Raw genomic sequence first — 25,651 nt, 5'->3', positions numbered from 1 at the left:
GATGACCAAGCAAGCAATGAAGTGGGCCGCCGCCTTGGCGCTGGCGGCCCTGGCGACGACGGCGGCGCATGCCGACGCGACGCTGGACCGCGTCAAGCAGCGCGGCAAGCTGGTGGTGGGCGTGGACGGCGCCAGCCCGCCGTTCGGCGTACTGGACCCGGCCTCCGGCAAAGTCGGGGGCTTTCAGACCGAATTGGGCCGCGATATCGCCCAGCGCCTGGGCGTGGCGCTGGAAACGGTGCCCGTGACCGCGGCGACCCGGGTGCAGTTCCTGCAAGCGGGCAAGGTGGACCTGCTGATTGCCAACATCCAGTGGACCCAGGAACGCAGCGAGATCCTGAGCTACGCGCCCACGCCCTACAACCTGGTGGGCGGCGCGGCGATGGTGTCCAAGCGCAGCGGCATCAAGCGCTGGGAAGACCTGAAGGGCAAGGTGGCCTGCGTGTCGCAAGGCAGCAATTTCGCCAAGCCGCTGCAGGAGACCTATGGCGCGGTCGTGAAGGGCCTGCGCAACATTCCGGAATCGCTCCTGGCCCTCAAGGGCGGCAGCTGCGATGCGTCGGTGCACATCCAGCCGGCGCTGTACGAGACGCTGCACGGCCCCAACGGCAAGGAATGGGACGGCTTCGAGCTGGCCACGTCCGACCAGCTGATTCCGTCGCCGACGGTGATCTGGACACGCCGCAACGAAGCCGATACGCGCGCTTTCGTCGACGGCGTGATCCGCGACTGGCACAAGTCCGGCTTGCTGGTGCGAGAGGCGGAGAAATTCGGCGTGCCCGCCGACTACCTGAAACAGGCCCAGGCCGCCGCCCAGGCCGGCAAGTTCGACAGCGCGCCGCCCGAGGCGCAGGCCAAGCCATGACGGCCGACGCCGCATTGCTGGCCGCGCTGCGCGCGCGGCTGGGGCAGGACTGGGTGGCGACCGGGCCGGACGCCGCGCCGTTCCTGACCGACCATCGGCGTGTGCTGCACGGCCGGGCGCTGGCGGTGGCGCGGCCGGCGAATGCGGACGACGTCGCCGCCGTGCTGCGGCTGTGCCGCGCGGCCGGTGTGCCGGTGGTGCCGCAGGGCGGCAATACCGGCCTGATGGGCGGCGCCACGCCGGATGCCAGCGGCCGGGCCGTGGTGCTGTCGCTGGGCCGGCTGAATCGGGTGCTGGCCATCGACACGGACAACGACACCATCACGGTGCAGGCCGGCTGTGTGCTGGCGCAGGTGCAGGAGGCCGCCAGCCAGGCCGGCCGGCTGTTTCCGCTGAGCCTGGGGTCCGAGGGCAGTTGCACCATCGGCGGCAATCTGTCGACCAATGCCGGCGGCACGCAGGTGCTGCGCTACGGCAATGCGCGCGAACTGACGCTGGGGCTGGAAGTGGTGACGGCCGAAGGCGAGATCTGGAATGGACTGCGCGGACTGCGCAAGGACAACACCGGCTATTCGCTGCGCGACCTGTACATCGGCAGCGAAGGCACGCTGGGCGTGATCACTGCGGCCACATTGAAGCTGTTTCCCAAGCCGGCCGAGCAGGGCAGCGCGCTGGCGGGCCTGCCGTCGATCGAAGCGGCGCTGGCGTTCCTGGCGCTGGCGCGGCGACGGCTGGGCGCGCAACTGACGGCGTTCGAGCTGATCGGCCGCCCCGTGCTGGACCTGGTGGCACGCCACGTGCCCGAGCAGCCGCAGCCGCTGCCGGCGTTGGCGCAGCCCTGGTATGCGCTGCTGGAAGTGTCGGCCAACGAGGCCGGCGTCGCCGACGCCTTGCAGCGCCTGGCCGAAGCCGCGCTGCACGAAGGCGTGCTGGAAGACGCGGCGATTGCGCACAGCCTGCAGCAGGCCGCCGCGTTCTGGCGGCTGCGTGACGAGGCCATCGGCCTGGCGCAGGCGCGCGACGGCGGCAACGTCAAGCACGACATCTCGGTGCCCGTGTCGCGGGTGCCGGCGTTTCTGCAAGGCGCAGCGCAGGCGCTGCACGCACTGGACCCGGGCCTGCGGCCGATGGCGTTCGGCCATCTGGGCGACGGCAACCTGCACTACAACGTCTCGCACGACCCGGCCGGCCCGGTATCGCGCCTGTTCGAGCAGGAAGCCCGCATCCACGATCTGGTGCACGCCCAGGCCCATGCGCAAGGCGGCTCGATCAGCGCCGAACACGGCATCGGCCAGGTCAAGCGCGACGCCTTGCCCCATTTCAAGAGCCCGCTGGAACTGGCGCTGATGCGCCGCGTCAAGCAGGCGCTCGATCCCCTGAACCTGATGAATCCCGGAAAGGTCCTGTCATGACTGAACCCCTGTTTCCCGGCGTGTTCTCGCGCCGTCTCCGCGGCGTGGAACTGTCGCCCATCGCCGCTGCCGGCGCACGCGCCGCGCGGCTGGCGGCCGAGGGCCGCTCGATTGTCGTGCTGACCTCGGGCGAGCCTGATTTCGATACGCCCCAGGCCATCAAGGACGCCGCCGCGGCGGCGCTGGCCCAGGGCCAGACCAAATACACGCCCACCGCCGGCACCGCGGCGCTGCGCCGCGCGGTGGCCGACGACTACCGCCAGCGTCACGGCGTGGACGTGCAGGCCGGCAACGTCATCATCTCCAACGGCGGCAAGCAGGTGATCTATCTGGCCCTGGCTGCCACGCTGGACGAAGGCGACGAAGTGGTCGTGCCCACGCCGTACTGGCCGACCTTCCTGGATTCGGTGCGGGTCAACGGCGGCACGCCGGTGCTGGCGCCCACCGCCCAGGCCGATGGATTCAAGCTCACCCCCGACGGCCTGCGCCAGGCGCTGACGCCGCGCACCAAGTGGCTGATCCTGAATTCGCCCGGCAATCCGTCGGGCGCCGTCTATAGCCACGACGAGCTGGCGGCGCTGGCCGCCGTGCTGCGCGAGCATCCGTCGGTGCTGGTGCTGTGGGACGAGATGTACGAGGAAATCTGGTTTGGCGAGCCGCCGACGCATCTGTTGCGCGCGGCGCCCGACCTGGCCGGCCGCACGCTGGCGGTCAATGGCGTGTCCAAGGCCTACGCCATGACCGGCTGGCGCATCGGCTGGGGCGTGGGGCCGGCGGCGTTGATCGGCGTGCTGGAAGCGGTGCAATCGCAGGTGTCGTCCGGCCCCAGTTCGCTGGGCCAGGCCGCGGCGCTGGCGGCCTTGCAGGGCGTGGCGGACGATTTCGTCGAGACGGCGCGGCAGGCCTATGCGCGCCGCGCCCGCGTGGTGGTGGATGGCCTGGGCGCCGTGCCGGGGCTGCGCGTGGCCGTGCCGCAAGGCTCGTTCTTTGCGTGGATCGGCGTAGCCGGGCTGATCGGCCTGGCGCGGCCGGATGGCCACGTCATCGCTGATGACGGCGATGTGGTCGACTGGCTGCTCGACGCCGAAGGCGTGGCGGTGGTGCGCGGCGCGGCCTATGGCCTGTCGCCGTATCTGCGGCTGTCGTTCGCGGCGTCGGATGCCAAGTTGCAGGAAGCGGTGGTGCGCATCGGCCGCGCGGTCGCGGCGCTGCGGCCGGCCAAGGCGCTGGAGGCCGCTGCATGATCGAACAGGTACTGCAGGCCTGGGTGCATTTCTTCAAGCCCCTGGGCCTGAACTACAGCTTCGTGCTGGACCCCGGCGAACTGGCCGCGTTCGGCCATGGCCTGCTGGTGACGGTGCAGCTGTGCCTCTGGACCATTCCCGTCAGCCTCGCGTTCGGCGTGCTGATCGCTGCCGGGCTGACCAGTGGCCGGGGCTGGCTCGCGCGGCCCTTGCAGGCGTTTGTGGAACTGACCCGCAACACGCCCACGCTGGTGCAGCTGTACTGCGCCTTCCTGGTGCTGAACATGCTGATCACGCAGAAGCTGGGCGGCGGCAGTCCGATCACCCCGTTCATGTGGGTGGTGATCGTGGTGGCGCTGCACAAAGGCGTATTCCACGCCGAGGCGCTGCGCGCGGGGATCGAGGCCGTGCCGTCCGTGACGCTGGAGGCCGCGCGGTCGCTGGCGTTCTCGCGGCGCCAGATCCTGGCGCAGGTGCAGTTGCCGCTGGCGCTGCGCTTTGCCTTGCCGGCGCTGGTCAACAACCTGGTCGACCTGGTGAAGATGACTGCGATTGCTTCGGCCATCGCGGTGGGCGACGTGACGTATGAGTCGATCATGATCTGGTCGCACCGCGACAACGTGCTGGAACTGCTGCTCTTGATCCTGCTGTATTTCGGCCTCTTGACCTGGCTGGTGAGCGTGGGCGGACGCTGGCTGGAAACCCGTTTGAGGATGCCTGGTTATGGCCAATGATCTGGCATTGAATGCGCAGGCGTCCCGCCGCGCGGGCGGTTTCGGGCCGGGCGCGCTGCTGCGCGATCCGTGGTTCGTGCTGCTCCTGGCGCTGCTTGCGCTGGGCGCCGGATGGGCGCTGACGGACACCACGCCCGCGGCGGTGCGCTTTTTGTGGCAATGGTCGCCGGCGCTGCTGCGCGGGCTGGGCATGAACGTGCAGATCAGCGTGCTGGCGATGGCGCTGGGTACCGCGCTGGGCCTGGTGATCGGCGCGCTGTCCTTGTCGCCGTCGGTGCTGCTGCGGCGCCTGACGCGCGTCTATGTGCTGGCGTTTCGCAACGCGCCGATCCTGGTGCTGGTGTATTTCACGACCTACGTGTTTCCGTTCGAGCTGAACCTGGGGCGCTGGAACCTGCCGTTTCCCGATTGGATCAAGGTGGTGATCGGGCTGGGCCTGCCGGCCAGCGCCAATGTGGCCGAGATCTTTCGCGGCGCGATCCAGTCGATTCCCGAGGCGCAATGGGAGGCGGCGCAGTCGCTGGCGTTTCGCCGCACCCAGGTGCTGCGCATGATCGTGCTGCCCCAGTGCGTGCGGCGCATGCTGCCGTCGTGGATGAACCTGTACGCCAGCATCACCATGAGCACCTCGCTGGCCTCGCTGGTGGGGGTGCACGACCTGGTCGACACGGCCACGGTGGCCAGCAACACGGTGGCGCGCAGCGATTTCACCGTGCTGGTCTATTTCACGCTACTGGCGCTGTTTTTCGCCTATTGCTATCCCATCTCGCGCTGGACGCGCTACCTGGAGCGACGCTATGCGCACCACTGACACCGGCGCGCGCGCCGCCGCCGACACCCCGCTGGTCCGCCTGCGGGACGTGCACCTGGCCTTTGGCCAGACCGAGGTCCTGAAGGGCATCGACGTCGAGGTGCGGGCCGGCAACGCCGTTTCCATCATCGGCCCGTCGGGCTCGGGCAAGTCCACCATCCTGCGCTGCATCACCGGCCTGCTGCGCCCGCAACGCGGTGAAATCGAGGTGGGCGGCGTGCGGGTCGACGCCCTGAAATCCGAAAGCGAACTGATCGCGCTGCGCAAGCGGGTCGGCTTCGTGTTTCAGCAATACAACCTGTTCCCGCACCTGAGCGTGCTGGAAAACCTGGTGATCTCGCCCATCAAGGTCAATGGCCAGCCGCGCGCCCAGGCGCAGGCGCTGGCGCGTGAACTGCTGGCCAAGGTGCGCATGGACCACAAGGAAAACGCCTATCCGGGCGAACTGTCGGGCGGCCAGCAGCAGCGCGTGGCGATCGCCCGGGCGCTGGCGCTGCGCCCCGAGCTGATCCTGTTCGACGAGGTGACCTCGGCGCTGGACCCGGAAATGGTCGGCGAGGTGCTGACCGTGATCCGCGACCTGGTCAACGACGGCCTGACCTGCGTGCTGGTGACGCACGAAATGCGCTTTGCGCAGGAAGTCAGCGACACCGTGTACTTCACCGAGGCCGGCCGCATCGTGGAATACGGCCCGCCGGCCCGCATCTTCAGCCATCCCGACAGCGAACGCACCCGCGCGTTCCTGCAACGCACGTCGGCCGAGCCGCCCGCGCGGCGCGGGCAGCCCGACCCGATCGACGCCTACCTGACCTTTGATCCGCTGCGTCTTGCAGTGTGACCTTTTTTCCGACCTTCCGGAGAACCGCCATGACCACCGAGACTTCCGTTTCCCAAGAACGCCGCCGCCAGGTGCAGGACGCCCTGGCCGACATCCGCGGCCTGCTGGCCGCCGCGCCGCTGACCCGTGACCTGCTGGCCCGCGTGACCGAACGCCTGGAACAGCTGGCCGAGCAGCGGGCGCTGTTTCCCGCGACCGACTTCCCGCCGCCCGCGCCGGGGCAGGGCGTGGGCGCGTCCACCCGCTATCGCCTGAACCCGGACGACGGCGCGGGCGAACCGGCGCTTTACCTGAATTCGATCAACCCCGGCAAGACCACCTTGCCGCACAACCACACCACCTGGGCGGCCATCGTGGCGCTGTCGGGGCAGGAACTGAACCGCGTCTATCGCCGCAGCGACGATGGCTCGCAGGCCGGCCGCGCCACGTTGGAGCAGGTGCGTGAAGTGGTGGTGCAGCCGGGCCAGCCGGTGTCGTTCCTGCCGGACGACATCCACAGCATCCACGTGACCGGCGACGAACCGACGCTGCACTTTCACCTGTATGGCCAGCCGCTGGAAACCCTGTCGGGCCGCATCGGCATCGACCTGGCCACCGGCGAGATCGTGAACTACAACGCTACCCAGATGAAGCCCGGCCAGGAGCAGCGCGCATGAGCGGCCTGGACCAAGCCCACGTGCAGACCCGCCTGGTGCACGCCGGCAGCCCCGACCTGAGCGGCGGCGCCGGGCCGGTGAACGTGCCGGTGGTGCGCACCAGCACCGTGCGTTTTGCCGACACCGCCACGCATGCGGCGTTGAACGGCCAGCGCGCGGCCGGCGAGCGTGTCGCCACCTATGGCCGCCATGGCCTGGATACACATCAGGCCCTGGAAGCCGCGGTGGCGTCGCTGGAAGGCGGCTATCGCAGCATCCTGGCGCCGTCGGGCCTGTCGGCCATCGTGCTGGTGCTGCTGGCGACGCTGGCGCCGGGCGAACACGCGCTGGTGTCGGACAGCGTCTATTCGCCGCTGCGGCGGGTCGACAAGGCGCTGCTGCAGCGCTATGGCATCGAGGTGCAGTACTTCTCGCCGGGCCGCGACGATCTTGAAGCGCTGATTCGTCCCACCACGCGCCTGCTGTACCTGGAATCGCCCAGTTCGCTGCTGTACGAGGTGCTGGACCTGCCGGCCCTGGCCGCCACCGCGCGCCGCCATGGCGTGCTGGTGGCCACCGACAACACCTGGAGCGGCGGCCTGTACTACCAGCCGCTGGCGCTGGGCGCGAACATCTCCATCCAGGCCGCCACCAAGTACCTGGCGGGCCATTCGGACGTGATGATGGGCGTGGTCACGGTCGACAGCGCCGAACTGGCGCAGCGCATCGGCGCCACCTACGACGCGCTGGGCCTGGCGGTAGGCGCGGACGATGCCTACCTGACGCTGCGCGGCATCCGCACGCTGGACGTGCGCCTGGCACGCCATCACCAGAACGCGCTGAGCGTGGCCGAATACCTGTCGCGCCATGCCGACGTGGCGCGGGTGTTCTACCCGGCGCTGCCGGGCGACCCCGGCCACGCATTGTGGCAACGCGATTTCAGCGGCGCAAGCGGCCTGGTGTCGTTTGCGTTTCCGGCAGGGCAGCCGGGCGCGGCGGCGCGCTTCATCGATGCGCTGCGCTACTTTTCGATCGGCGCCTCGTGGGGCGGCTATGAAAGCCTGGCGCTGCAAGCCGCGCCCGAGCGCCTGGCCGAGCACAGCTTCTGGGAAGGGGCGGGCGAAGTGGTGCGCCTGCACATCGGCCTGGAGCATCCGCTGGACCTGGTGGGCGACCTGGACCGGGCCTTTGGCGTGGTGCGCGAGAGCCTGCGCCGCAGCGCCTGACGCATATGCAAATGACTCCGTGTCTTAAGGGTTTCTGATTATGTAGAAGCAATTACAACCTCTTTGTCCGGTTGTACCCCCGGGTACTAGAATTTGCCTTGTTCCACGGTCGGCGGCAGGGCATGTCTACTATTTCATCCATCGGTTCGGTACAGCTTTCCTTTGTGGCGCGGCGGCTGGACGCGGTACGCGAGTTCTACCGCGGCGCCATCGGGCTGGACGAAGTGCCCGCCCCGGGCGGCCAGCTGCTGTTCGCCCTGGGCGATGCGACCCTGTCGCTGTCGCCGGTGGCCGAGGTCAGCCGCGAGGTCAAGCCCGACTACCTGGCCATCAAGACCCGCGCCTACGACGACATCCTGCTGCGCCTGCGCAATGCGGGCTATCACCCCGTCTGTTCGCTGCCTGACGCCGGCCAGCGCGTCATGTACGTCAAAGACCCCTCCGGCAACCAACTGGCCTTTCTCGGCTAGGGCCGGGCAAGGCGTTTTCCGGTTCAATCCGGTACCTTCAGGCCCCAGCGAATCCATGAACTTCCAGCAATTGCGTTCCGTGCGCGAAACGGTGCGCCGTGATTTCAACCTGACCGACGTGTCGGAAAGCCTGCATACCTCGCAGCCCGGCGTCAGCCGCCAGATCCGCGAACTGGAAGAAGAGGTGGGCGTGGACATCTTCGTGCGCTCGGGCAAACGCCTGATCGGCCTGACCCCGCCTGGCGAACTGATCCTGCCGCTGGTCGAGCAGATCCTGCAATGCGCCGACAACATCCGCCATGCGGGCGCCGAATACGCCGACAGCCGCACGGGCGTGCTGTCGATTGCCGCGACCCATTCGCAGGCCCGCTACGCCTTGCCGCCGGTCATCAAGGAATTTCGCCAGCGCTACCCCGAGGTGGTGCTGCACCTGCACCAGGGCTCGCCCAAGCAGGTCTCGGAAATGCTGCTGGAAGGCGAGGCCGACATCGGCGTGGCGACCGAGGCGGTGGCCGATTATCCGGGCCTGCTGAACCTGCCGTGCTACCGCTGGAGCCACAGCATCATCGTGCCAAAGGGCCATCCGCTCAGCGCGCACGAGGGCGGCATCAGCCTGTCGCAGCTGTCGCGTTACCCCATCATCACCTATGGGCGCGGCTACACGGGGCGGGCGCACATCGACGAAGCCTTTGCGCGCGCCGGCATCACCCCGGACATCGTCATGACCGCGATGGATGCGGACGTGATCAAGACCTACGTCGAACTGGAACTGGGCGTGGGCATCGTGGCCGCCGTGGCCTGGGATGCCGAGCGCGATACGCGCCTGTGCGCCATCGACGCGCGCCACCTGTTCGAGATCAACCTGACCCGGCTGGCGATCCGCCGTGGCGCCTGGCTGCGCGGCTACGCGTTCCATTTCATCGAGATGTTCGTGCCGACGCTGACGCGCGCGGTGGTGGACCAGGCGCTCAAGGGCGAGGACTGAACGGCAAGGCCGTGCATCGGCCGCATATCCATAGACGCATTTCTACGTTGTCCGCGCCGGGGCGCGGACGTAGGCTGGTCCGGTTCTTCAACCTAGGAATTCCGGGCCATCCCATGAGCACTTCTTTGCACGCGGCCGCTGCCGCCACCTCGACTTCCCAAGACAGCGCGCGCGCCCAGGCCGTGCGCGACTTCATCGCCCAGGTCAAGGCCGTGGCGCCGGACCCGCGCCAGGCCACGCCCGACCAATTGGCCCGCGTGGCCACGTTGCTCGAAGCCCTGGGCCGCCGCCGCGAACTGTTTCCCGCCGACGCCTTTGCCGTGGTGCCGGGCCGCCCCACGTCGATCTACCGGCTGGCCGAAGACGTGGACGGCGGCTATGCGCTGTACCTGTCGCTGGGCGAAGCGGGCAAGGCCCAGCCGCCGCACGACCACACCACCTGGGCCATCATTGCCGGCGTATCCGGCAACGAGCGCAACGAGGTCTATGCCCGCAGCGCCGGCACCGAACCGGGCCGCGACGTGCTGACCCACGTGCGCCGCGTTGACGTGGGCCCGGGAAATTCCATCGTGCTGGGCCCGAACGACGTGCACACCATCGAACTGGTCGACGACGCGCCCGGCGCGCACCTGCACTTCTATGGCCTGGCGCTGGATCGCCTGCACGGCCGCGTGGTGTTCGAAAGCACCGCAGGCGGTGCGTACCGCACGTTTTCGCCGCCGGCCGCCATCTACCATGCACGCCTGTCGGCCGCGGGCCTGCAGGCCGAACTGCGCGGCGAAGCCGAAATCGCGGTGCTGGACGTGCGCGAGGCCGGCCGCTACGCCCGCCGCCACCTGCTGTACGCCGTGCCCGCGCCGTTGTGGCGCCTGGAAGTGCTGGCCGACCGCCTGGTGCCGCGCCGCGACACCCGCATCGTGCTGGTCGACGACGACGAAACGCTGGCGCACCAGGCCGCCGCCAAGCTGACGCGGCTGGGCTGGACCGATATCTCGGTGCTGGCCGGCGGCACCGACGCCTGGGAACAAGAAGGGCGCGAACTGTTCTCGGGCACCAACGTGCCCAGCAAGGCGTTCGGCGAAGTCATCGAACACGAGAAGCACACCCCGTGGATCGACGTCGATGAACTGCATGAGCGCGTGGCCCGCGGCGACGACATCGTGGTGGTCGACAGCCGCACGCCCGAGGAATTCCACAACTTCACGCTGCCGTTCTCGCACAGCCTGCCGGGCGCCGAGCTGGTCTATCGCATCCGCGAACTGGCGCCGGACCCCAAGACCTTCGTGGTGGTGAACTGTGCCGGCCGCACGCGCAGCATCGTCGGCGCCCAGACGCTGATCGACGCCGGCATTCCCAACCGTGTGGCCTCGCTGCGCAACGGCACCATGGAATGGCTGCTGTCCGGCCGCGAGCTGGCCTATGGCCGCCAGGCGGCGTTGCCGGAACCGTCGGCCGACAGCATCGCCGCCGCCCGCGAGCAGGCCCGCGACGTGGCGCAGCGCGCCGGCATCGGCTACATCGACGCGGCCACGCTGCAAGCCTTCGAGGCCGAGCAGGCGTCGCGCACGCTGTACAAGTTCGACGTGCGCACGCGCGAAGAATATGAAACGGGCCACCTGCCAGGCTGGCGCTGGGCGCCCGGCGGCCAGCTGGTGCAGGCCACCGACGAATACCTGGCCACGCGCCGTGCGCGCGTGGTGCTGGTGGACTGGGACGGCGTGCGGGCGCAGACCACCGGCGCCTGGCTGGCGCAACTGGGCGCGGTCGAGGTCTACCTGTACCAGCCGCCGGCCCTGGCGGCATTGGAACGCGGTGCGGAACCGCGCCGCGTACTGCGCCACCGGCCCGACGCGCCGGCCCTGCGCGCCCAGGCGCTGCAAGCCGCGCTCGATGCGGGCGAGGTGGACGTGTTCGACGTCGAATCGCGCCTGGCCTACGAACGGGGCCACGTGTCCGGCGCCCGCTACGCCGCGCCCGACCGCCTGCAGGAATTCCTGCCGACCGACACGCAGCGCGCCATCGTGCTGACGTCGCCCGATGGCGTGCTGGCCAGCGTGGTCGCGGCCGACCTGGCCTGGCGCACCGGACGGCCGGTGCGTTACCTGCTGGGCGGCACCCGCGCCTGGCAGGCCCAGGGCCTGGCGCTGGGCAAGGGCGCCGACGGCGTGCTGACTGGCGACGACGACCAAAGCATCAGCCCGTACCTGTTCGACGACCTGTCGGCCCGCGACCAGGGCTTTCGCGACTACCTGGACTGGGAACTGGGCCTGGTGGCGCAACTGGAACGCGACGGCAGCGCAGACATCCGGCTGATCGCATCCCAGTAATCAGGTTATGCCTACAAAGTTGTTCCTGACTGTAAGCTGAACACATATTCTCCGGATTCCCAGGCCTGTTCGCGCCTGCTTCCGGAGAACATGATGTCCCTATCCAAACTGCTGGCGGGCGCCTTCGCCGCGCTGGCCAGCCTGCTGGCGTTTCCCGCCACGGCGCAGCACGCCAAGTTCCTGGTCACCACCGAGTGGCTGGAAAAGAACCTGAACGACCCCAAGGTGCGCGTGGTCGAAGTCAGCGTCAACCCCGGCCTGTTCGAACGCGGCCACATCCCCGGCGCCAGCAACGTGAACTGGCACACCGACCTGGTCGACACCGTCAACCGCGACATCGCCCCGCCCAAGCAGTTCCAGGGGCTGCTGGAACGCACCGGCATCAACACCGACACCACCACCGTGCTGTACGGCGACAACAACAACTGGTTCGCCGCCTGGGGCGCCTGGATCTTCGACATCTACGGCATCGACAACGTGAAGATCCTGGACGGCGGCCGCAAGAAGTGGGAAGCCGAAGGCCGCCCGCTCTCGACCAGCGCGAAGACCCACGCCGCCGGCAACGTCCGCATCAAGGACGCCAACCCCGCGCTGCGCGCCCATCTGCAGGACGTGCTGGCCGTGGCCCGCAAGGACAAGCAGGGCGTGCTGGTGGACATCCGCTCGGCCGACGAATACAACGGCAAGATCTTCGCGCCCAACGGCGTGCCCGAACTGGCGGTACGCGCCGGCCACGTACCTGGCGCGGTCAACGTGACCTGGAGCAAGCTGGTCGCCGAAGACGGCACCTTCAAGTCCGCCGACGAGCTGCGCGCCATCTACCAGGCCGTGGGCGTGGATGGCACGAAGCCCATCATCACCTACTGCCGCATCGGCGAACGCTCCAGCCATTCCTGGTTCGCGCTGCGCAAGCTGCTGGGCTACGACGTACGCAACTACGACGGCTCGTGGACGGAATACGGCAACAGCGTCGGCTCGCCGATCAGCAATCCGTCCGGCACGGTATGGGGCAAGACGTAAGGTGAGCGTTCCGGGATACTCCGCGCCGCCGGGGACGGCGGCGCAGCATGATGCCGTGCCGTCGGCCCATGCGGCCCTGCGCTACACGGCCGCCGCCACGCTGTTGGCGGCGGTGTTTCTCGCCGCCTGGCAGCTCGCACCGCTGCCCGATGGCGGCCGCAACCTGTCGTTGTCGCTGCTGCTGGGCGCAGCGTTCGGCATCGTCCTGCAACGCTCGCGCTTCTGCTTTTACTGCATCGCCCGCGACGCCATCGAACGCCGCGACCCGCGCGGCGCCTACGCGGTACTGATCGCGCTGGCGGTCGGCACGCTGGGCTACCACGCCGTATTCGGCGCGTTCCTGCCGGTGCCTGGCCCCGAGCGTCTACCGCCCGGCGCTCACATCGGTCCGATCAGCCTGGCGCTGGTCGCCGGCGCCTTCACATTTGGCATCGGCATGCGAATCTCGGGCTCATGCATCAGCGCCCATTTCTATCGCCTGGGCGAGGGCGCACTGGCATCACCATTCGCGCTGCTGGGCGCAGCCGTGGGCTTCATGCTGGGTTTCGCCACCTGGAACACGCTGTACCTGGCGATGATCCAGGAAGCGCCGGTCATCTGGCTGCCCCGCCATCTGGGATACGGCGGCACGGCGCTGTTGCAATGCGCGGCGCTGGCACTGTTGGCGTTGACGCTGAGCAGGCTCGGCCGCGCAGGGCTGGGGACGACGGCACGGATTCCACCGACGTCTAACGACTCCGTGTCGCTGTCGGGGAACGCCCAATCCGGCAATGTGGCCTTGCCCCAAAGCGGCACCGTGCCACTCTGGCGCACCGTGCTGGAAGACCGCTGGTCGCCTGCCATCGGCGGCGTGCTGGTGGCCTTCATCGGCGTGATCGCCTACCTGCGCATCGCCCCGTTGGGCGTGACGGCCGAGCTGGGCAGCATGGCCCGCACGGCGGCCTCCAGCGCGGGCTGGCTGCCATCCCGCCTGGAAGGCCTGGACACGTTCGCGGGCTGCGCGACCGCGGTCAAGCAAGCACTACTCTCGAACAACGGCACATTCGTTCTAGGATTGGTGATCGGCGCCTGGGCAGCGGCTTTGGCAGCAGGCGCATTCCGGCCAAAACTGCCAGGCTGGCGGGAGGTGGCGCGTAACTTTACTGGTGGCGTCTTGATGGGGTGGGGCGGGATGACAGCATTGGGGTGCACGGTCGGGACATTGCTGTCGGGGGTGATGGCGGGTGCGTTGTCAGGTTGGATCTTCGGTGTGGCGTGCTTGGCGGGCATCTGGGTGGCGTTGAAGTTGCGGCCTAGTCGGTGATGGTTTGTCGCGGGTCATCGTGAATCGTGGCGTTATCTCTTCGTAGGTCGCCCCTGGCGGTGGTGGCTTGCTGAGTGGGCGCCCACGATTGCGGTCCGGAGCCTTCGCTCCGGACTGCCCCGTCGTCATCTTCGTCCGCCTTCGGCTCCCTTCAGATTCCCTCGGGCGCATCGAGGTTGCCCACTCAGCAAGCCACCACCGCCAGGGGCTACGTGCGTCTTGGTTTGTCGCGCCGCTCGACCCGTGGTCAGGGCATGAAATCTGCAGGGCCGCCAAGCCGCGGCCGCGCGGGCGGCCACGTTTGGCATTGCGGCGTTGGAAAGTGTGGCAGGGACGCTGCGCGCTTGTGGAGAAGAGAGAAAGACGAGTCGCGGCGTTTGCTCGCCACCACCACTGGCAAGAGCGCTTTTCTTGGCCAGCGCGCAGCGTCATCGTGACGACGCCCAACCACCGCGTAAGTTAGGCGGGGCCGCCCGCGCGGCCCCAACTGACGGGCCCCGCAAGTCTCGCCGCATTAGGCCACCGCAGCAGCGCCTCAAACCGCCGATATGTAGCTCGGGGCGCAGGGCATGTGTGGGGCGGGCAACCTCGATGCGCCCGAGGGAATCTGAAGGGAGCCGAAGGCGGACGAAGATGACGAAGGGGGGGGCCGCCTAGGTAAGTCCGGAGCGAAGGCTCCGGACCGCAATCGTGGGCGCCCGCCCCACACATGCCCTGCGCCCCGAGCGGCCCAAGAAGCACACCCTCACGCAGGCAAACAAATCTCAAGCAAGCCCCAACAACCCCTCACACAACCGCGGCGACTTCATCTTCTGCAGCCACCACTTCAACGCCTCCCCAGGCGCCTCGGCCCGCCATGCATACGCCACGTGTTCCGTCAGCGACATGCCTTCGTCCGTTTCGCACACCACCAGCACCCCTTGCGACAGGTAAGGCGCCGCCAGCGTCAGGGGCAGATACCCGCATCCCAGCCCGCGGATCTGCGCTTCGATCTTTGCCTGCATCGTCGGCATCACCAGCGTCGGTTGTTCCGCCAGGATGCCGCGCGACTGCGGCGGGAGATTGCGTGACGTGTCGGCTACGACTACCGCGCAATAGCGTGTGATGTCCGCGCGGCTCAGCGGTTGTGGGGCGGATGCCAGCGGGTGGTGCGCCGCCACGCAGAACGCGAACTGGGCCTGGCCCATTGCTTGGGATCGGTACGGGCCGGTCGGTTCGCCCGCCGCGCCGGCCCCGATCACCAGGTCTGCGCGGCCTGACGTCAGTGCGTCCCAGTTGCCGCTCAGCACTTCTGTTGAAAAGCGCAGCGTCGTCGCCGTTTCCAGCGCCTGGAATTCCTCGATCAGGTCGTACAGCGGGCGCCAGGGCAGCACCGCGCTGACTGCGATGCGCAGTTCCACTTCCCAACCGGTTGCGATACGTTTGACCCGGCAGGCCAGATCGTCCAGCGATTGGAGCACGTGGCGGCCGTCCTTCAGCAGCGTTTCGCCGGCCGGCGTCAGCAGCGCCCGGTGGCCCGAGCGGTCGAACAGCAGGACGTCCAGCCCGTCTTCCAGTTTGCGGATCGAATAGGTCACTGCCGACGGCACCTTGCCCAGCTCGCGCGCCGCCTTCGCGAAACTGCCGTGGCGGGCGATTGCGTCCACCAGCACCAGGAGTTCGGGGGTAATCGCTTGCATCGGGGAGGCTCCGGTTGATCGTTCAAATAAATTGAATGGTTCCGTCAAATCATAGCGTCAATTACCTGGGGCGGACCAGGCACAATTCTATTCATGCCGGTTTAGCAGCCAAGCCAGATGCAGCGATAGATCGATGCCAGCGGCTGCAAGACCATTCACTTAATTGCAACAGGGAGACCACTATGCTTACCATTCGCCGCAGCGCCGAGCGGGGCCATGCCAACCACGGGTGGCTCGACTCGTTCCATACTTTTTCCTTCGCCAACTACTACGACCCCGGCCACATGGGCTTTGGCGCGCTGCGTGTCATCAACGACGATCGCATCGCCGCCGGCCGCGGTTTCGGGACGCATGGCCATCGCGACATGGAAATCATCACCTACGTGCTGGATGGCGCCATCGCCCACAAAGACAGCATGGGCAGCGGCTCCACCATCCAGCCCGGCAACGTCCAGCGCATGAGCGCCGGCCGGGGGGTCATGCACTCGGAATTCAACCCGCGTGCCGACCAGGAAACCCACCTGCTGCAGATCTGGATCGAGCCTGACGTCACCGGCATTGCGCCGGAGTATGAAGAAAAGGCCTTTTCCGACGAGCAAAAGCGCGGTCGCCTGCAAGCCCTGGTGTCGGGCGATGGCATCGATGGTTCGATGAAGATCCATCAGAACGTGCGGCTGTATGCCGGTCTGTTCGACGGCGATGAGTCCGCCACGCTCGACCTGGCTCCCGGCCGCCGTGCCTGGGTCCATGTGGCTCGCGGCAGTGTCGTTGTCAACGGCATCGAGCTGGCGGCTGGCGATGCCGTCGCCATCACCGATGAAACCCGTGTCGCGCTGTCCGGCGGCAAGGATGCCGAAGTGCTTGTGTTCGACCTGGCGTAAAGCCGGCGGCCGGGCGGATTGCCGAGATCCGCCCGGCCTTGTTTTTCGCAATGCCGCGCCGGCGGTTCAGCAAAGAACCGGCCGGGCTTAAGATGGCCCCAGGGCCACCCTACAGGAGCGTATTCCATGTCCACCTTGTCCCAACCCGGCGAAAGCCAGATCGAAACCGTGGTGGTGCCGCGCACCAGCGACCTGGGCGGCTTCGAAGTCCGCCGCGCGCTGCCCTCGGCGCAGCGCCGCACCGTCGGCCCCTTTGTCTTCCTGGACCATATGGGGCCCGTGGAATTCAACGCCGGGTCCGGCATCGACGTGCGGCCGCATCCGCACATCGGCCTGTCCACCGTCACCTATCTGTACGAAGGGTCCATGGTGCACCGCGACGGCACCGGCAACACGCAGACTATTTTGCCTGGCGAAGTGAACTGGATGACGGCCGGCCGGGGCATCGTGCATTCTGAACGTTCCTCGCCCGAAAGCCGCCAGGCCTCGCAGCGCCTCTGTGGCCTGCAGATCTGGGTCGGCCTGCCCAAAGAACACGAAGAGACCGATCCCGGCTTTACCCATTACGGCCTGGATGCCCAGCCCGTGATCGAAGGCGAGGGCGTGCGCGCCCAGGTCGTGGCGGGCTCGTTGTTCGGCAAGACCTCGTCGGTCAAGACGCATTCGCCGCTGTTCTATGGCGACATGCAGTTGCAGGCCGGCGCGGTGACCGTGCTGCCGGCCGAACATGAAGAACGCGCGGCCTACCTGGCCACGGGTTCCGTGGAAGTCGACGGGCAGGTGTTCGAAAGCGGCCGCCTGATCGTCTTTGCGCCGGGCCGTCCGGTGCAGATCCGCGCCCGCACCGATGCGCGCTTTGCCGTCCTGGGCGGCGAGCCCCTCGAAGGGCCGCGTTTCATCTGGTGGAACTTCGTGTCCAGCAGCAAGGACCGCATCGAACAGGCCAAAGAGGAATGGCAGCGCAACCGCTTTGGCCAGACGGTGCCGGGCGACGAGACCGAGTTCATTCCGCTGCCCGCGCCGCGCGCGTGATGCCAACGTTTGCCGACGGTGCGTTCACGGCGGTGATGTCGCCGCCGGTTGGCGCGGACGGCAAACGGGCCTGCATTCCCAGCGTTACCAGGGATGCAGGCCCGTTTCGTTCTACGCCTGTGTCGGGCGCATTTTCATCAACACGAAGTTTTCTCCTTTGAAGACACGCCGGGGACCGCCGCGTTCCACCTGGTGGTGAAACTGGCGGCGTTCGGCCCGCTGGGCCGCTTGCAGGGCCTGGGCGAGGTTCGCCAGCCGGTGGGCGATCAGCAGCGTGGCGATGCGTTTATTGGCATGCTGGCTGCGTTCGGTCTGCACCTTGACGGTGATGCCCGTGGCCACATGAGTGGCGCGCACGGCCGACTCGGTCTTGTTGACGTGCTGGCCGCCCGGCCCGGACGAACGCGTGGTTTCGAAGCGGATTTCGCTGGATAGCTGGCTCGTCGGCATCTCGCATCGCAAGGCGCCGATGAACCAGTTCTTGCGGGCGTGGCCGGGGCGGTAGGGGCTGGCGCAGATCCATTGGATCGAACCTTCCCAATCGGCCGCCAGGCCTTCAGCGCCCGCGCCGTCCAGGCTCAGCAGCACCGACCGGTACGTGCCCGCCCTGGCGCCGGCTTCGGATTCCAGCATGTCGACATCGATGCCCAGGCCACGCGCTTCGCGCAGCAGGCAGGCCAGCGCCTTGGCGACCGCCAGGCAGCACTCGTCAGGCCCGTGGGCCGCGGAAAGTTGCAGCAGTTCCATCAGCAGCATCCTCCGCGCGTCTTGTAGGTCAGCACCGGGCGCAGCCTGGCCAGCACTGTGACCAGCCCCGCTTGTTGGAGGCTGTCGATGATGCTGTCCACGGGCTTGTAGGCCTCGGGCGCTTCTTCGTAGATCAGCTGCTTGTCCTGGCAGATGACGTGGCTGCCCAGCTTGGTGCGGCCCAGTTGCGCCGGGGTGTAGCGCTTGAACAGGCGGTCCTTGCACTCGCTGCGCATCCATTTGCGGCCGGCGCCATGCGCCAGCGAATACAGGCTGGCTTCGCCGGGAATCGGCGCCACCAGGTAGCTGAAGTCACCGCGAGATCCCGGAATGACGACCGGCCCGGCATCCGACGGCGTGGCGCCTTTGCGATGCAGCCAGCCGGCTTCGCCCTGGATCACCGACGGCGTCACCAGGTTGTGGTGCACGTCCAGCACCTGTTCGCCCTTGGCTCCCAGGCGGTCCAGCATGCGGCGCGCGATCAGTTGCCGGTTGGCTTCGGCGTAACGCAATGCGCCGTCGTGCTGGGCCAGGTAGGCCGTGCAGTCTGCGCTGCCTTGCGCCAGGCCGGCATGCCCATGCCGATGGATGTGGTCTTGCAGAATCGCGCCGCCCAATCCGCGCGAGCCGCTGTGCACCAGCAGCACCAGCCGTTTGACGTCCAGCTGCAAGGCCGCGACGGCCTCGGGGTCGTGGATCTCGTCGATGCGTTGCAGCTCGGCAAAATGATTGCCGCCGCCGATGGTGCCCAGCGCCTGCCGATAGCCCACGTCAGCGGGCGCCAGTTCGGACGCGAGCGCTTGCCAGCGGTCGTCCAGCTGGGCATCCAGGTTGCCCAGCTTTCTTTCCAGCTTGTCGGGCGCCGCTTTCCGAGCGTCGACGTCGGTCGACCACAGCGCCATGCCGCAGCCGATGTCGCCGCCGATCAGGGCGGGGTACAGGCGGCCAGTGGAAAAGAATGCTGCGCCCACCGGGTAGCCCCGGCCGGGATGCAGGTCAGGCATGCCGGCCACGCGGCGCATGCCGGCAAGTTCAGCGGTGGTGTGTAGTTGTTGGATCGCGTTGCCTTCGATCCAGGTCTCGTCCGAGGCGATCAACGTGACGCGCTCGGACAAGGTTTGAATGCAATTGCCCATGGTATTTCCAGATCAGATCATCCGGGGCTCCCTGGGCCGCGCGTCCTGCCAAGCGCAGGCGTGCGGATACCGCGCTCGGGCAGGCGATGGCCGTGCGGGGGCGAGGCGTATGGGAGACCCTGTGTGGCAGGTCCGGGCCAAGGCAATGCGAATGGATTGCTATGCGAACGTTGCCCGTCGCGTGGACGGGCGGGGCTGCATGCGCGGGTGGCATGCAGTGGCGACAGCAAGAAGAATTCGAACGGACTAGACGCGGCCTGCAGCGTGGGAAGTTTGTTGTTGCATCGTGTTTTGCATGATTTTTTTCCTCCTGTGCAGTTCGGTAGTGTGAGGGCGCGGGGCCCAACAGAGCGCCACTCTATCATCGATTGCCGCGAGGTGACGCATCAGCATGGGCAAAGCGCCGTCAATCTGGCTGCAGGCGTATGAATTGCGCCACAGTCGTGTCAGTTTCGTGCCAAGCGCGCAGCAGTATGATGCGCATCCCTGACTTGATAACAATAGGGATGGAGACATCATGCAACGCATTACCCTGAACGTCCTGCGCACCGTGGCCGCGCTGGCGGTGGTCCATGGCGCCGCCGCCGCGCAGGCGGCCGGCTATCCGGCCAAGCCCATCACCTTCATCGTGCCCTACACGGCGGGCGGCACCACCGATCTGGTGGCGCGCACCGCGGGCCAGAAGGTGGCCGAGAAACTCGGCCAGCCCGTCATCGTCGAAAACCGCCCCGGCGCGGGCGGCAACATCGGCATGGACGCCGTGGCCAAGGCCGCGCCCGATGGCTACACGATCGGCTTCGGCGCCATTTCGACCAACGCGCTCAACCCGTTCGTCTATCCGTCGATGCCGTTCGACCCCACCAAGGACTTCACCGGCGTCAGCATGCTGGGCGCGTCCACGGTCGTGCTGGAAACCGGCCCAGCCTTGAAGGTCGACAGCGTCAAGGACCTGGTGGCCTACGCCAAGCAGCATCCGGGCACCGCCTTCGGTACGCCGGGCACCGGCACGTCCATGCACCTGGCGGGCGTGATGTTCGATCAGCTGACGGGCGCCGGCATGCAGCACATTCCGTACAAGGGCAGCGCGCAGGGCCTGAACGACCTGTTGGGCGGCCATCTGCCGGTGATGTTCGACAACCTGCCGGCGTCCTTGCCGCACATCAAGGCGGGCAAGGTCCACGCCTTGGCAGTGACTGGCAGCAAGCGCGCGCCCGCGCTGCCTGATGTGCCGACGCTGGCCGAACTGGGCTACGGGGCGGCCGTGGTGGACCCGTGGTTCGCGGTGTATGGCCCGGCCAAGATGCCGGCGGACGTGACGGCCGCGCTCAGCGACGCGTTCCGCGAAGCGCTGGCGATGCCGGATGTGAAGGACAAGCTGGAACAGGCCGGCTTCATGCCGTACGGTTCGACGCCCGAGGAAGTGGAGCGCCTGACGCGCAGCCAGTACGAGGCCTTCAAGGCCTTGTCGCAAAAGGTGAAGCTGTCGGCCGATTGAGGCAGCGGCAGGGCGGTGGGCGGCGCGCGCCGCCGCCCACATGGTCGGTCACGTGCGGGCCGGCTAGCGGCCGCGCGCGAACACCTGTTCGCGCTGTTCGGCCAGCGTTTCGCGGCGGATGAAATCGCGTACGAAGTCGTCGGCCGGGTGGTGGTGCAGGTTGTAGGGCGTATCCCACTGCGCGATGCGCCCGGACGCCATCACGCCGATGCGGTCGGCGATGGCGAAGGCCTCGGCCTGGTTGTGTGTCACCAGGATGGCCGTGTGGCCCGTGGTCTTCAGGATTTCGCGCACTTCGAACGCCAGGCGTTCGCGCGTGTCCACGTCCAGGTTGGAAAACGGTTCGTCCAGCAGCAGCAGGTCGGGCGAGGGCGCCAGGGCCCGCGCCAGCGCCACGCGCTGCTGTTGGCCGCCGGATATCTCATGCGGATAGCTGTTGGCCGCGTGCGCCAGGCCGACCAGCGTCAGCATTTCCTCGACGCGGCGGGTGCGTTCGGTGCGTTCCAGGCGGCGCAGGCCGAAGGCCACGTTCTCGGCCACCGACAGATGCGGAAACAGCGCGTAGTCCTGGAACATCATGCCGACGCGGCGCTTTTCCGGGGCGACCTGTTCGGTGGGTGACGAGATGACGGTGCCGTCCAGCAGGATGCGGCCGGCGCGCACCGGCTCGAAGCCGGCGATGGCGCGCAGCACCGTGGTCTTGCCGCAGCCGGATTCCCCGAGCAGGCAGCCGATGTGGCCGGCGGGCAGGCCCAGGGTCAGGTCCTGCACCACGGGGCGCAGGCCCTTGGGGGTGTCGTAGGCCAGCGAGAGATGGTCGAGTTCAAGCAAATCGGGCACGGTGGTCAATGTCCCATTTTCAGATTGGTGCGCGCCAGCAGGATCACGGGCAACAGGCCGGCCAGCACGATGGCCAGCGCCGCGACGGCGCCTTCTTCGTAAGTGCCGCGGGCCGCTTCGGCATAGAGCCAGGTGGCGAGCGTGTCGAAATTCATCGGCCGCAAGAGCAGCGTGGCCGGCAGTTCTTTCATGGCGTCCACGAACACCAGCAGCGCGCTGGCGGCCAGGGCCGGGCGCAGCAGCGGCAGGTGAACGCGGCGCAGCGTGCCGGCCGACGTCTCGCCCAGCAGCCGCGAGGCCTGTTCCAGCGACGGCGGCACGCGGGCCAGGCCCGCTTCCAGCGCACCGGTGGAAATGGCCAGGAAGCGGATGGCGTAGGCGCATACCAGCGCGGCCATCGACCCCATCAGGAACAGGCCCGTGCCGCCGAACACCTTGGCCACCGCTGTGTCGATCCAGACGAAGGGCGTGAGCAGGCCGATGGCCAGCACGGTGCCGGGCACCGCGTAACCCAGGCTGGCAATGCGGGCGCAGGCGCGGCCCGGGTTGAAGCCGGCGCTTTCGCGCAGTGTGCGGCCGGCCCAGGCCACGATCAGACCGCAGACCAGCGTGACGATCGTGGCGCTGAAGGCGACGATGAGGGTGTTGCTCAAGCCGTTGAGCAACTGGTTCGAGACGCCGCCCACCAGGTGCAGGCGCTTGTAGGTTTCCACCACCAGGTACAGGGCCGGCGCGACAAAGCCGATCAGCACCGGAATCCACCCCAGCACGGCGGCCAGGGCCGCGGCCGGTCCGCGCAGCCGGCGCGGCTGCATGGGCCGCATGCGTTGCGTATTGGCGTAGCGCTGGCGCTTGCGGCCATGGCGTTCCAGCAGGATCAGGCCGATCACGATGGCCAGCATGGTCAGCGCGATCTGCGCGGCGCCCGCCAGGTCGGACCGCGTGACCCAGGTGGTGTAGACCGACACAGTCAGGGTCTGCACGCCCAGGAATTCCGAGGCGCCGATGTCGTTCAGCGTTTCCAGCAGCGCCAGGCTGACGCCCACCACGATGGCCGGCCGGGCCAGCGGCAGCGCCACCCGGAAGAACACGCCGTAGCGGCCGGCGCCGAGCGTACGGGCCGCTTCCAGCAGGCTGGCCGCCTGCGTCATGAACATGACGCGGGTGCTGAGATACACATAGGGATACAGCACGAAGCCCAGCACGAAGATCGCGCCGTAGATCGAGCGCAGGTCCGGCAGCCGGAACTGGCGCGGGCTGTCGTAGCCCAGCAGGGCGCGGATGGCGGTCTGGATCGGGCCGATCGGGTGCAGCAGGTCCAGGTAGGCGAAGGCGATGATGTAGGTCGGCACCGCCAGCGGCAGCAACAGCGCCCAGGTCAGCGCGCGCCGCGTCGGGAATTCGTAGGCGGTCACCAGCCAGGCGGATCCGGTGCCCAGCAGGGTCACCAGCACGCCCACGCCGGCCAGCAGCATGGCGGTGTTGGCCAGGGCCTGCGGCAGCACATAGTTGGCCAGGTGCTGCCAGTGCGACAGGTCGCCGCCCAGCGCCCACCACACCAGCGTCAGCACAGGCGCCAGCACGGCCAGGGCGATCAGGACCGCGCCGGCCAACCAGCCGGCGCCGCGTTCAGCCCAGCGCAACCGCAGCGGCCGGGGCAGGGAATCGGTATGCATGCTTCAGAAAGGGTGCTGCTTCAATAATGCTGCGGATCGGGCGCCGCGCGGGGCAGCGCCTGTAGCGTCAAGGCCTGCCGCCGCCCAATCCGGCGCGAATCCGGGTTTGGGCGAGGGCAGGCCTGAAGGCAGAAGGGCGGCGCCGAGGCGCCGCCGTGCCGTGTTTTAGTTGTCGAAACCGACCTTGTCCACCAGTTCGCTGGCTTGCTTGCGGTACTTGGCGATTTCGGTCAGGGGCAGGGGATCGACCTTCAGTTCGCCGAAGCTGGCGACCACGGGGTCGAGCTTGACGCCCTTGCGCACCGGGTATTCGTAGTTGGCCTGGGCGTACAGCGCCTGGGCGGGTTCGGACACCAGGAAGTCCAGCAGCTTGACCGCGTTGGCCTTGTTGGGCGCGTTGACCGCCACGGCGGCGCCGCTGACGTTCACGTGGGTGCCGCCGCTCTTGCTGTTGGCGAAGGTCGGACGGATCACCTTGATGGCGTCGCCCCACTTGCGGGCGTCGGTGCCGGCTTCGGCGTTCTTCATGTGACCGACGTAGTAGGCGTTGGCCAGGCCGATGTCGCAGATGCCGCCCAGGATGTCGCGGGCCACGTCGCGGTCGCCGCCAGCGGCCTTGCGGGCCAGGTTGGCCTTCACGCCGCGCAGCCATTTTTCGGTGGCTTCGGCGCCGTCATGGGCGATCATCGAGGCGACCATGGCGGTGTTGTAGGGGTGCTGGCCCGAGCGGATGCAGACCTTGCCCTTCCATTTGGGATCGGCCAGGTCTTCGTAGCGGAAGCTTTCCAGCTTCAGGTCTTTTTCGACATACAGCACGCGGTCGCGCAGCGACAGGGCGAACCACTTGCCGTCGGCGCCGCGCAGGTTGGCGGGAATGACCGATTCCAGCGTCTGCGACTTGACCGATTGGGTCACGCCGCCGTCCACCAGGTCGAGCAGGTTGCCGATGTCCACGGTCATCAGCACGTCGGCGGGCGACTTGGCGCCTTCGGCCTTCACGCGCTCGAGCAGGCCGTCTTTGACGAAGACGGTGTTGACCTTGATGCCGCTTTCCTTGGTGAAGGCGTCCAGCAGCGGTTGGATCAGCTTGGGTTCACGCGTGGTGTACAGGCTGACTTCCTCGGCGGCGTGGGCCGGGACGGCAAACGCGGCGGCGCCGGCCAGGGCCAGGGTGCGCAGCAGCGTTTTCAATTGGGGACGCATAGACATGAAAGGAACTCCGGCAAGGTCTGCAGCGGTCAAAGCCAGGGCGGGCCGGGCTAGTCCGCTGCTCAAAACGGTCTGCTAACGAAAATGATTATCAAATGAGAACCGCACAATAACAGGAAGTTTTAAGGCGTTCAACTGTTCGTAAGGCTTGCGATCAGACCCTTGATCCCCATCAATACGGCATAAGGGTATTACGGAATAATGAGAGCAATTATCATCGGGACCCTGTAGAATAGGGTCAACCCTAATAGTCTCTAGATACGACATGGCTGCTTTCAACACCGAGCGCGTGCTTAGCGTGCACCACTGGAACGACACCCTGTTTTCCTTTACCACCACGCGTGACGCGGCCTTGCGGTTCCACAACGGCCACTTCGTCATGATCGGCCTGGAAGTCGAAGGCAAGCCCCTGCTGCGGGCCTACAGCATCGCCAGCGCCAACTACGAAGAAAACCTCGAATTCCTCAGCATCAAGGTGCAGAACGGTCCGCTGACCTCGCGCCTGCAGCATCTGAAGGAAGGCGACACCATCCTGGTCAGCCGCAAGCCGGTGGGCACCCTGGTGGTCGACGACCTCAAGCCGGGCAAGCACCTGTTCCTGTTCGGCACGGGCACGGGCCTGGCGCCCTTCATGAGCATCATCAAAGACCCCGACGTCTACGAACGCTTCGACAAGGTCATCCTGGTGCACGGGGTGCGCTGGGCCAGCGAGCTGGCCTACGCCGACTTCATCGAAAAAGAACTGCCCAACAACGAGTTCTTCGGCGACGTGGTGCGCGACAAGCTGGTCTACTACCCGACCGTCACGCGCGAGCCGTTCCGCAACCAGGGCCGCATTACCGAGCTGATGGAAAACGGCAAGCTGTGCGCCGACATCGGCATTCCCCAGATCAACCCCGAAACCGATCGCGCCATGATCTGCGGTAGCCCGCATATGCTGGCCGACATCAGCGCCATGCTGGACAAGCGCGGTTTCGTGGTGTCCCCGGGCGTGGGCCAGCCGGGCGACTACGTGGTCGAACGCGCTTTCGTCGAAAAGTAAGCCGCGGCGGCGTTTGCCGTGGCAATGAAAAGGCGCAGCCCAGG

23 protein-coding genes are annotated in these 25,651 nt (G+C 67.5%); 17 read left to right on the top strand and 6 right to left on the bottom strand.

Going from position 1 to position 25,651, the window contains the following annotated elements; translation table 11 throughout:
• Nucleotide 1 precedes the first annotated feature (1 nt).
• The 13 genes from HV798_RS20045 (at nucleotide 2) to HV798_RS19985 (ending at nucleotide 13,870) form a co-directional block, all read left to right on the top strand.
• The gene (locus tag HV798_RS20045; protein WP_175193540.1) at nucleotides 2-865 is read left to right on the top strand and encodes a transporter substrate-binding domain-containing protein; all 864 of its coding nucleotides are present in this window, start codon (nucleotides 2-4) and stop codon (nucleotides 863-865) included.
• The gene (locus tag HV798_RS20040; RefSeq protein ID WP_175193539.1) at nucleotides 862-2,277 is read left to right on the top strand and encodes an FAD-binding oxidoreductase; all 1,416 of its coding nucleotides are present in this window, start codon (nucleotides 862-864) and stop codon (nucleotides 2,275-2,277) included. Before HV798_RS20045 ends, HV798_RS20040 begins: the two co-directional genes overlap by 4 nt.
• On the top strand, nucleotides 2,274-3,521 hold the full coding sequence (locus HV798_RS20035) for an aminotransferase class I/II-fold pyridoxal phosphate-dependent enzyme (RefSeq protein ID WP_175193538.1): 1,248 nt from the start codon (nucleotides 2,274-2,276) through the stop codon (nucleotides 3,519-3,521). The genes HV798_RS20040 and HV798_RS20035 overlap by 4 nt, the downstream gene beginning before the upstream one ends.
• Nucleotides 3,518-4,255: an amino acid ABC transporter permease gene (locus HV798_RS20030; protein ID WP_025138491.1), complete on the top strand. Its 738-nt coding sequence runs from the start codon at nucleotides 3,518-3,520 to the stop codon at nucleotides 4,253-4,255. The genes HV798_RS20035 and HV798_RS20030 overlap by 4 nt, the downstream gene beginning before the upstream one ends.
• Complete coding sequence (locus HV798_RS20025) at nucleotides 4,245-5,066, top strand: amino acid ABC transporter permease (RefSeq protein WP_175193537.1); 822 nt, start codon at nucleotides 4,245-4,247, stop codon at nucleotides 5,064-5,066. Before HV798_RS20030 ends, HV798_RS20025 begins: the two co-directional genes overlap by 11 nt.
• On the top strand, nucleotides 5,053-5,904 hold the full coding sequence (locus HV798_RS20020) for an amino acid ABC transporter ATP-binding protein (protein WP_175193536.1): 852 nt from the start codon (nucleotides 5,053-5,055) through the stop codon (nucleotides 5,902-5,904). Before HV798_RS20025 ends, HV798_RS20020 begins: the two co-directional genes overlap by 14 nt.
• Nucleotides 5,905-5,933: 29 nt before the next feature.
• Nucleotides 5,934-6,560 carry a cysteine dioxygenase family protein gene (locus HV798_RS20015; protein ID WP_175193535.1) on the top strand — a complete coding sequence of 209 codons (627 nt, stop codon included), beginning with the start codon at nucleotides 5,934-5,936 and terminating at the stop codon, nucleotides 6,558-6,560.
• Nucleotides 6,557-7,765, top strand: coding sequence for a cystathionine beta-lyase (gene metC / locus HV798_RS20010; protein ID WP_175193534.1), 1,209 nt, complete (start codon nucleotides 6,557-6,559; stop codon nucleotides 7,763-7,765). The genes HV798_RS20015 and metC overlap by 4 nt, the downstream gene beginning before the upstream one ends.
• A 122-nt stretch (nucleotides 7,766-7,887) precedes the next feature.
• Complete coding sequence (locus HV798_RS20005; protein ID WP_175193533.1) at nucleotides 7,888-8,235, top strand: VOC family protein; 348 nt, start codon at nucleotides 7,888-7,890, stop codon at nucleotides 8,233-8,235.
• 55 nt (nucleotides 8,236-8,290) lie between these two features.
• A complete protein-coding gene (locus tag HV798_RS20000) occupies nucleotides 8,291-9,220 on the top strand; it encodes a CysB family HTH-type transcriptional regulator (protein WP_025138485.1) in 930 nt (309 codons plus the stop codon).
• Nucleotides 9,221-9,333: 113 nt separating this feature from the next.
• A complete protein-coding gene (locus HV798_RS19995) occupies nucleotides 9,334-11,547 on the top strand; it encodes a rhodanese-like domain-containing protein (protein WP_175193532.1) in 2,214 nt (737 codons plus the stop codon).
• A 90-nt stretch (nucleotides 11,548-11,637) separates the two neighbouring features.
• Nucleotides 11,638-12,567 carry a sulfurtransferase gene (locus tag HV798_RS19990; RefSeq protein WP_217481188.1) on the top strand — a complete coding sequence of 310 codons (930 nt, stop codon included), beginning with the start codon at nucleotides 11,638-11,640 and terminating at the stop codon, nucleotides 12,565-12,567.
• A gap of 55 nt (nucleotides 12,568-12,622) precedes the next feature.
• A complete protein-coding gene (locus HV798_RS19985; protein ID WP_175193530.1) occupies nucleotides 12,623-13,870 on the top strand; it encodes a YeeE/YedE family protein in 1,248 nt (415 codons plus the stop codon).
• Nucleotides 13,871-14,634: 764 nt separating this feature from the next.
• On the opposite strand, the gene HV798_RS19980 is transcribed toward HV798_RS19985, so the two are convergent.
• On the bottom strand, nucleotides 14,635-15,549 hold the full coding sequence (locus HV798_RS19980) for a LysR family transcriptional regulator (protein WP_025140862.1): 915 nt from the start codon (nucleotides 15,547-15,549) through the stop codon (nucleotides 14,635-14,637).
• Nucleotides 15,550-15,731: 182 nt separating this feature from the next.
• Between HV798_RS19980 and HV798_RS19975 the strand changes: the two genes are divergently transcribed.
• Together HV798_RS19975 and HV798_RS19970 are read left to right on the top strand one after the other, a co-directional pair.
• Entirely contained in the window at nucleotides 15,732-16,430 is a 699-nt protein-coding gene (locus HV798_RS19975) for a pirin family protein (protein WP_175193529.1), read from the top strand.
• A gap of 126 nt (nucleotides 16,431-16,556) precedes the next feature.
• Nucleotides 16,557-17,462 (top strand): pirin family protein, encoded by a 906-nt coding sequence (locus HV798_RS19970; RefSeq protein WP_175193528.1) that lies wholly within the window; start codon nucleotides 16,557-16,559, stop codon nucleotides 17,460-17,462.
• A gap of 111 nt (nucleotides 17,463-17,573) precedes the next feature.
• On the opposite strand, the gene prfH is transcribed toward HV798_RS19970, so the two are convergent.
• Together prfH and HV798_RS19960 are read right to left on the bottom strand one after the other, a co-directional pair.
• Nucleotides 17,574-18,209: a peptide chain release factor H gene (gene prfH, locus HV798_RS19965; protein WP_175193527.1), complete on the bottom strand. Its 636-nt coding sequence runs from the start codon at nucleotides 18,207-18,209 to the stop codon at nucleotides 17,574-17,576.
• Nucleotides 18,209-19,345 carry an RNA ligase RtcB family protein gene (locus HV798_RS19960; RefSeq protein ID WP_175193526.1) on the bottom strand — a complete coding sequence of 379 codons (1,137 nt, stop codon included), beginning with the start codon at nucleotides 19,343-19,345 and terminating at the stop codon, nucleotides 18,209-18,211. Before HV798_RS19960 ends, prfH begins: the two co-directional genes overlap by 1 nt.
• Before the next feature lie 517 nt (nucleotides 19,346-19,862).
• Between HV798_RS19960 and HV798_RS19955 the strand changes: the two genes are divergently transcribed.
• A complete protein-coding gene (locus HV798_RS19955) occupies nucleotides 19,863-20,840 on the top strand; it encodes a Bug family tripartite tricarboxylate transporter substrate binding protein (RefSeq protein ID WP_175193525.1) in 978 nt (325 codons plus the stop codon).
• A gap of 63 nt (nucleotides 20,841-20,903) precedes the next feature.
• Here the strand turns inward: HV798_RS19955 and HV798_RS19950 are convergent, their stop codons facing one another.
• The 3 genes from HV798_RS19950 to HV798_RS19940 all read right to left on the bottom strand — a co-directional run bounded on the left by HV798_RS19950 (nucleotide 20,904) and on the right by HV798_RS19940 (nucleotide 24,565).
• On the bottom strand, nucleotides 20,904-21,680 hold the full coding sequence (locus HV798_RS19950) for an ABC transporter ATP-binding protein (protein ID WP_175193524.1): 777 nt from the start codon (nucleotides 21,678-21,680) through the stop codon (nucleotides 20,904-20,906).
• Nucleotides 21,681-21,685: 5 nt separating this feature from the next.
• Nucleotides 21,686-23,356 carry an ABC transporter permease gene (locus HV798_RS19945; protein WP_175193523.1) on the bottom strand — a complete coding sequence of 557 codons (1,671 nt, stop codon included), beginning with the start codon at nucleotides 23,354-23,356 and terminating at the stop codon, nucleotides 21,686-21,688.
• Nucleotides 23,357-23,521: 165 nt separating this feature from the next.
• Nucleotides 23,522-24,565 (bottom strand): Fe(3+) ABC transporter substrate-binding protein, encoded by a 1,044-nt coding sequence (locus tag HV798_RS19940; RefSeq protein ID WP_025140854.1) that lies wholly within the window; start codon nucleotides 24,563-24,565, stop codon nucleotides 23,522-23,524.
• Between the two features lie 265 nt (nucleotides 24,566-24,830).
• Between HV798_RS19940 and HV798_RS19935 the strand changes: the two genes are divergently transcribed.
• Nucleotides 24,831-25,607, top strand: a complete 777-nt coding sequence (locus HV798_RS19935) for a ferredoxin--NADP reductase (RefSeq protein ID WP_175193522.1) — start codon at nucleotides 24,831-24,833, stop codon at nucleotides 25,605-25,607.
• Nucleotides 25,608-25,651 lie beyond the last annotated feature (44 nt).

Source organism: Achromobacter deleyi (assembly GCF_902859705.1).
GTDB lineage: Bacteria > Pseudomonadota > Gammaproteobacteria > Burkholderiales > Burkholderiaceae_B > Achromobacter > Achromobacter deleyi.
This window is presented reverse-complemented; position numbering and strand designations above follow the sequence as displayed.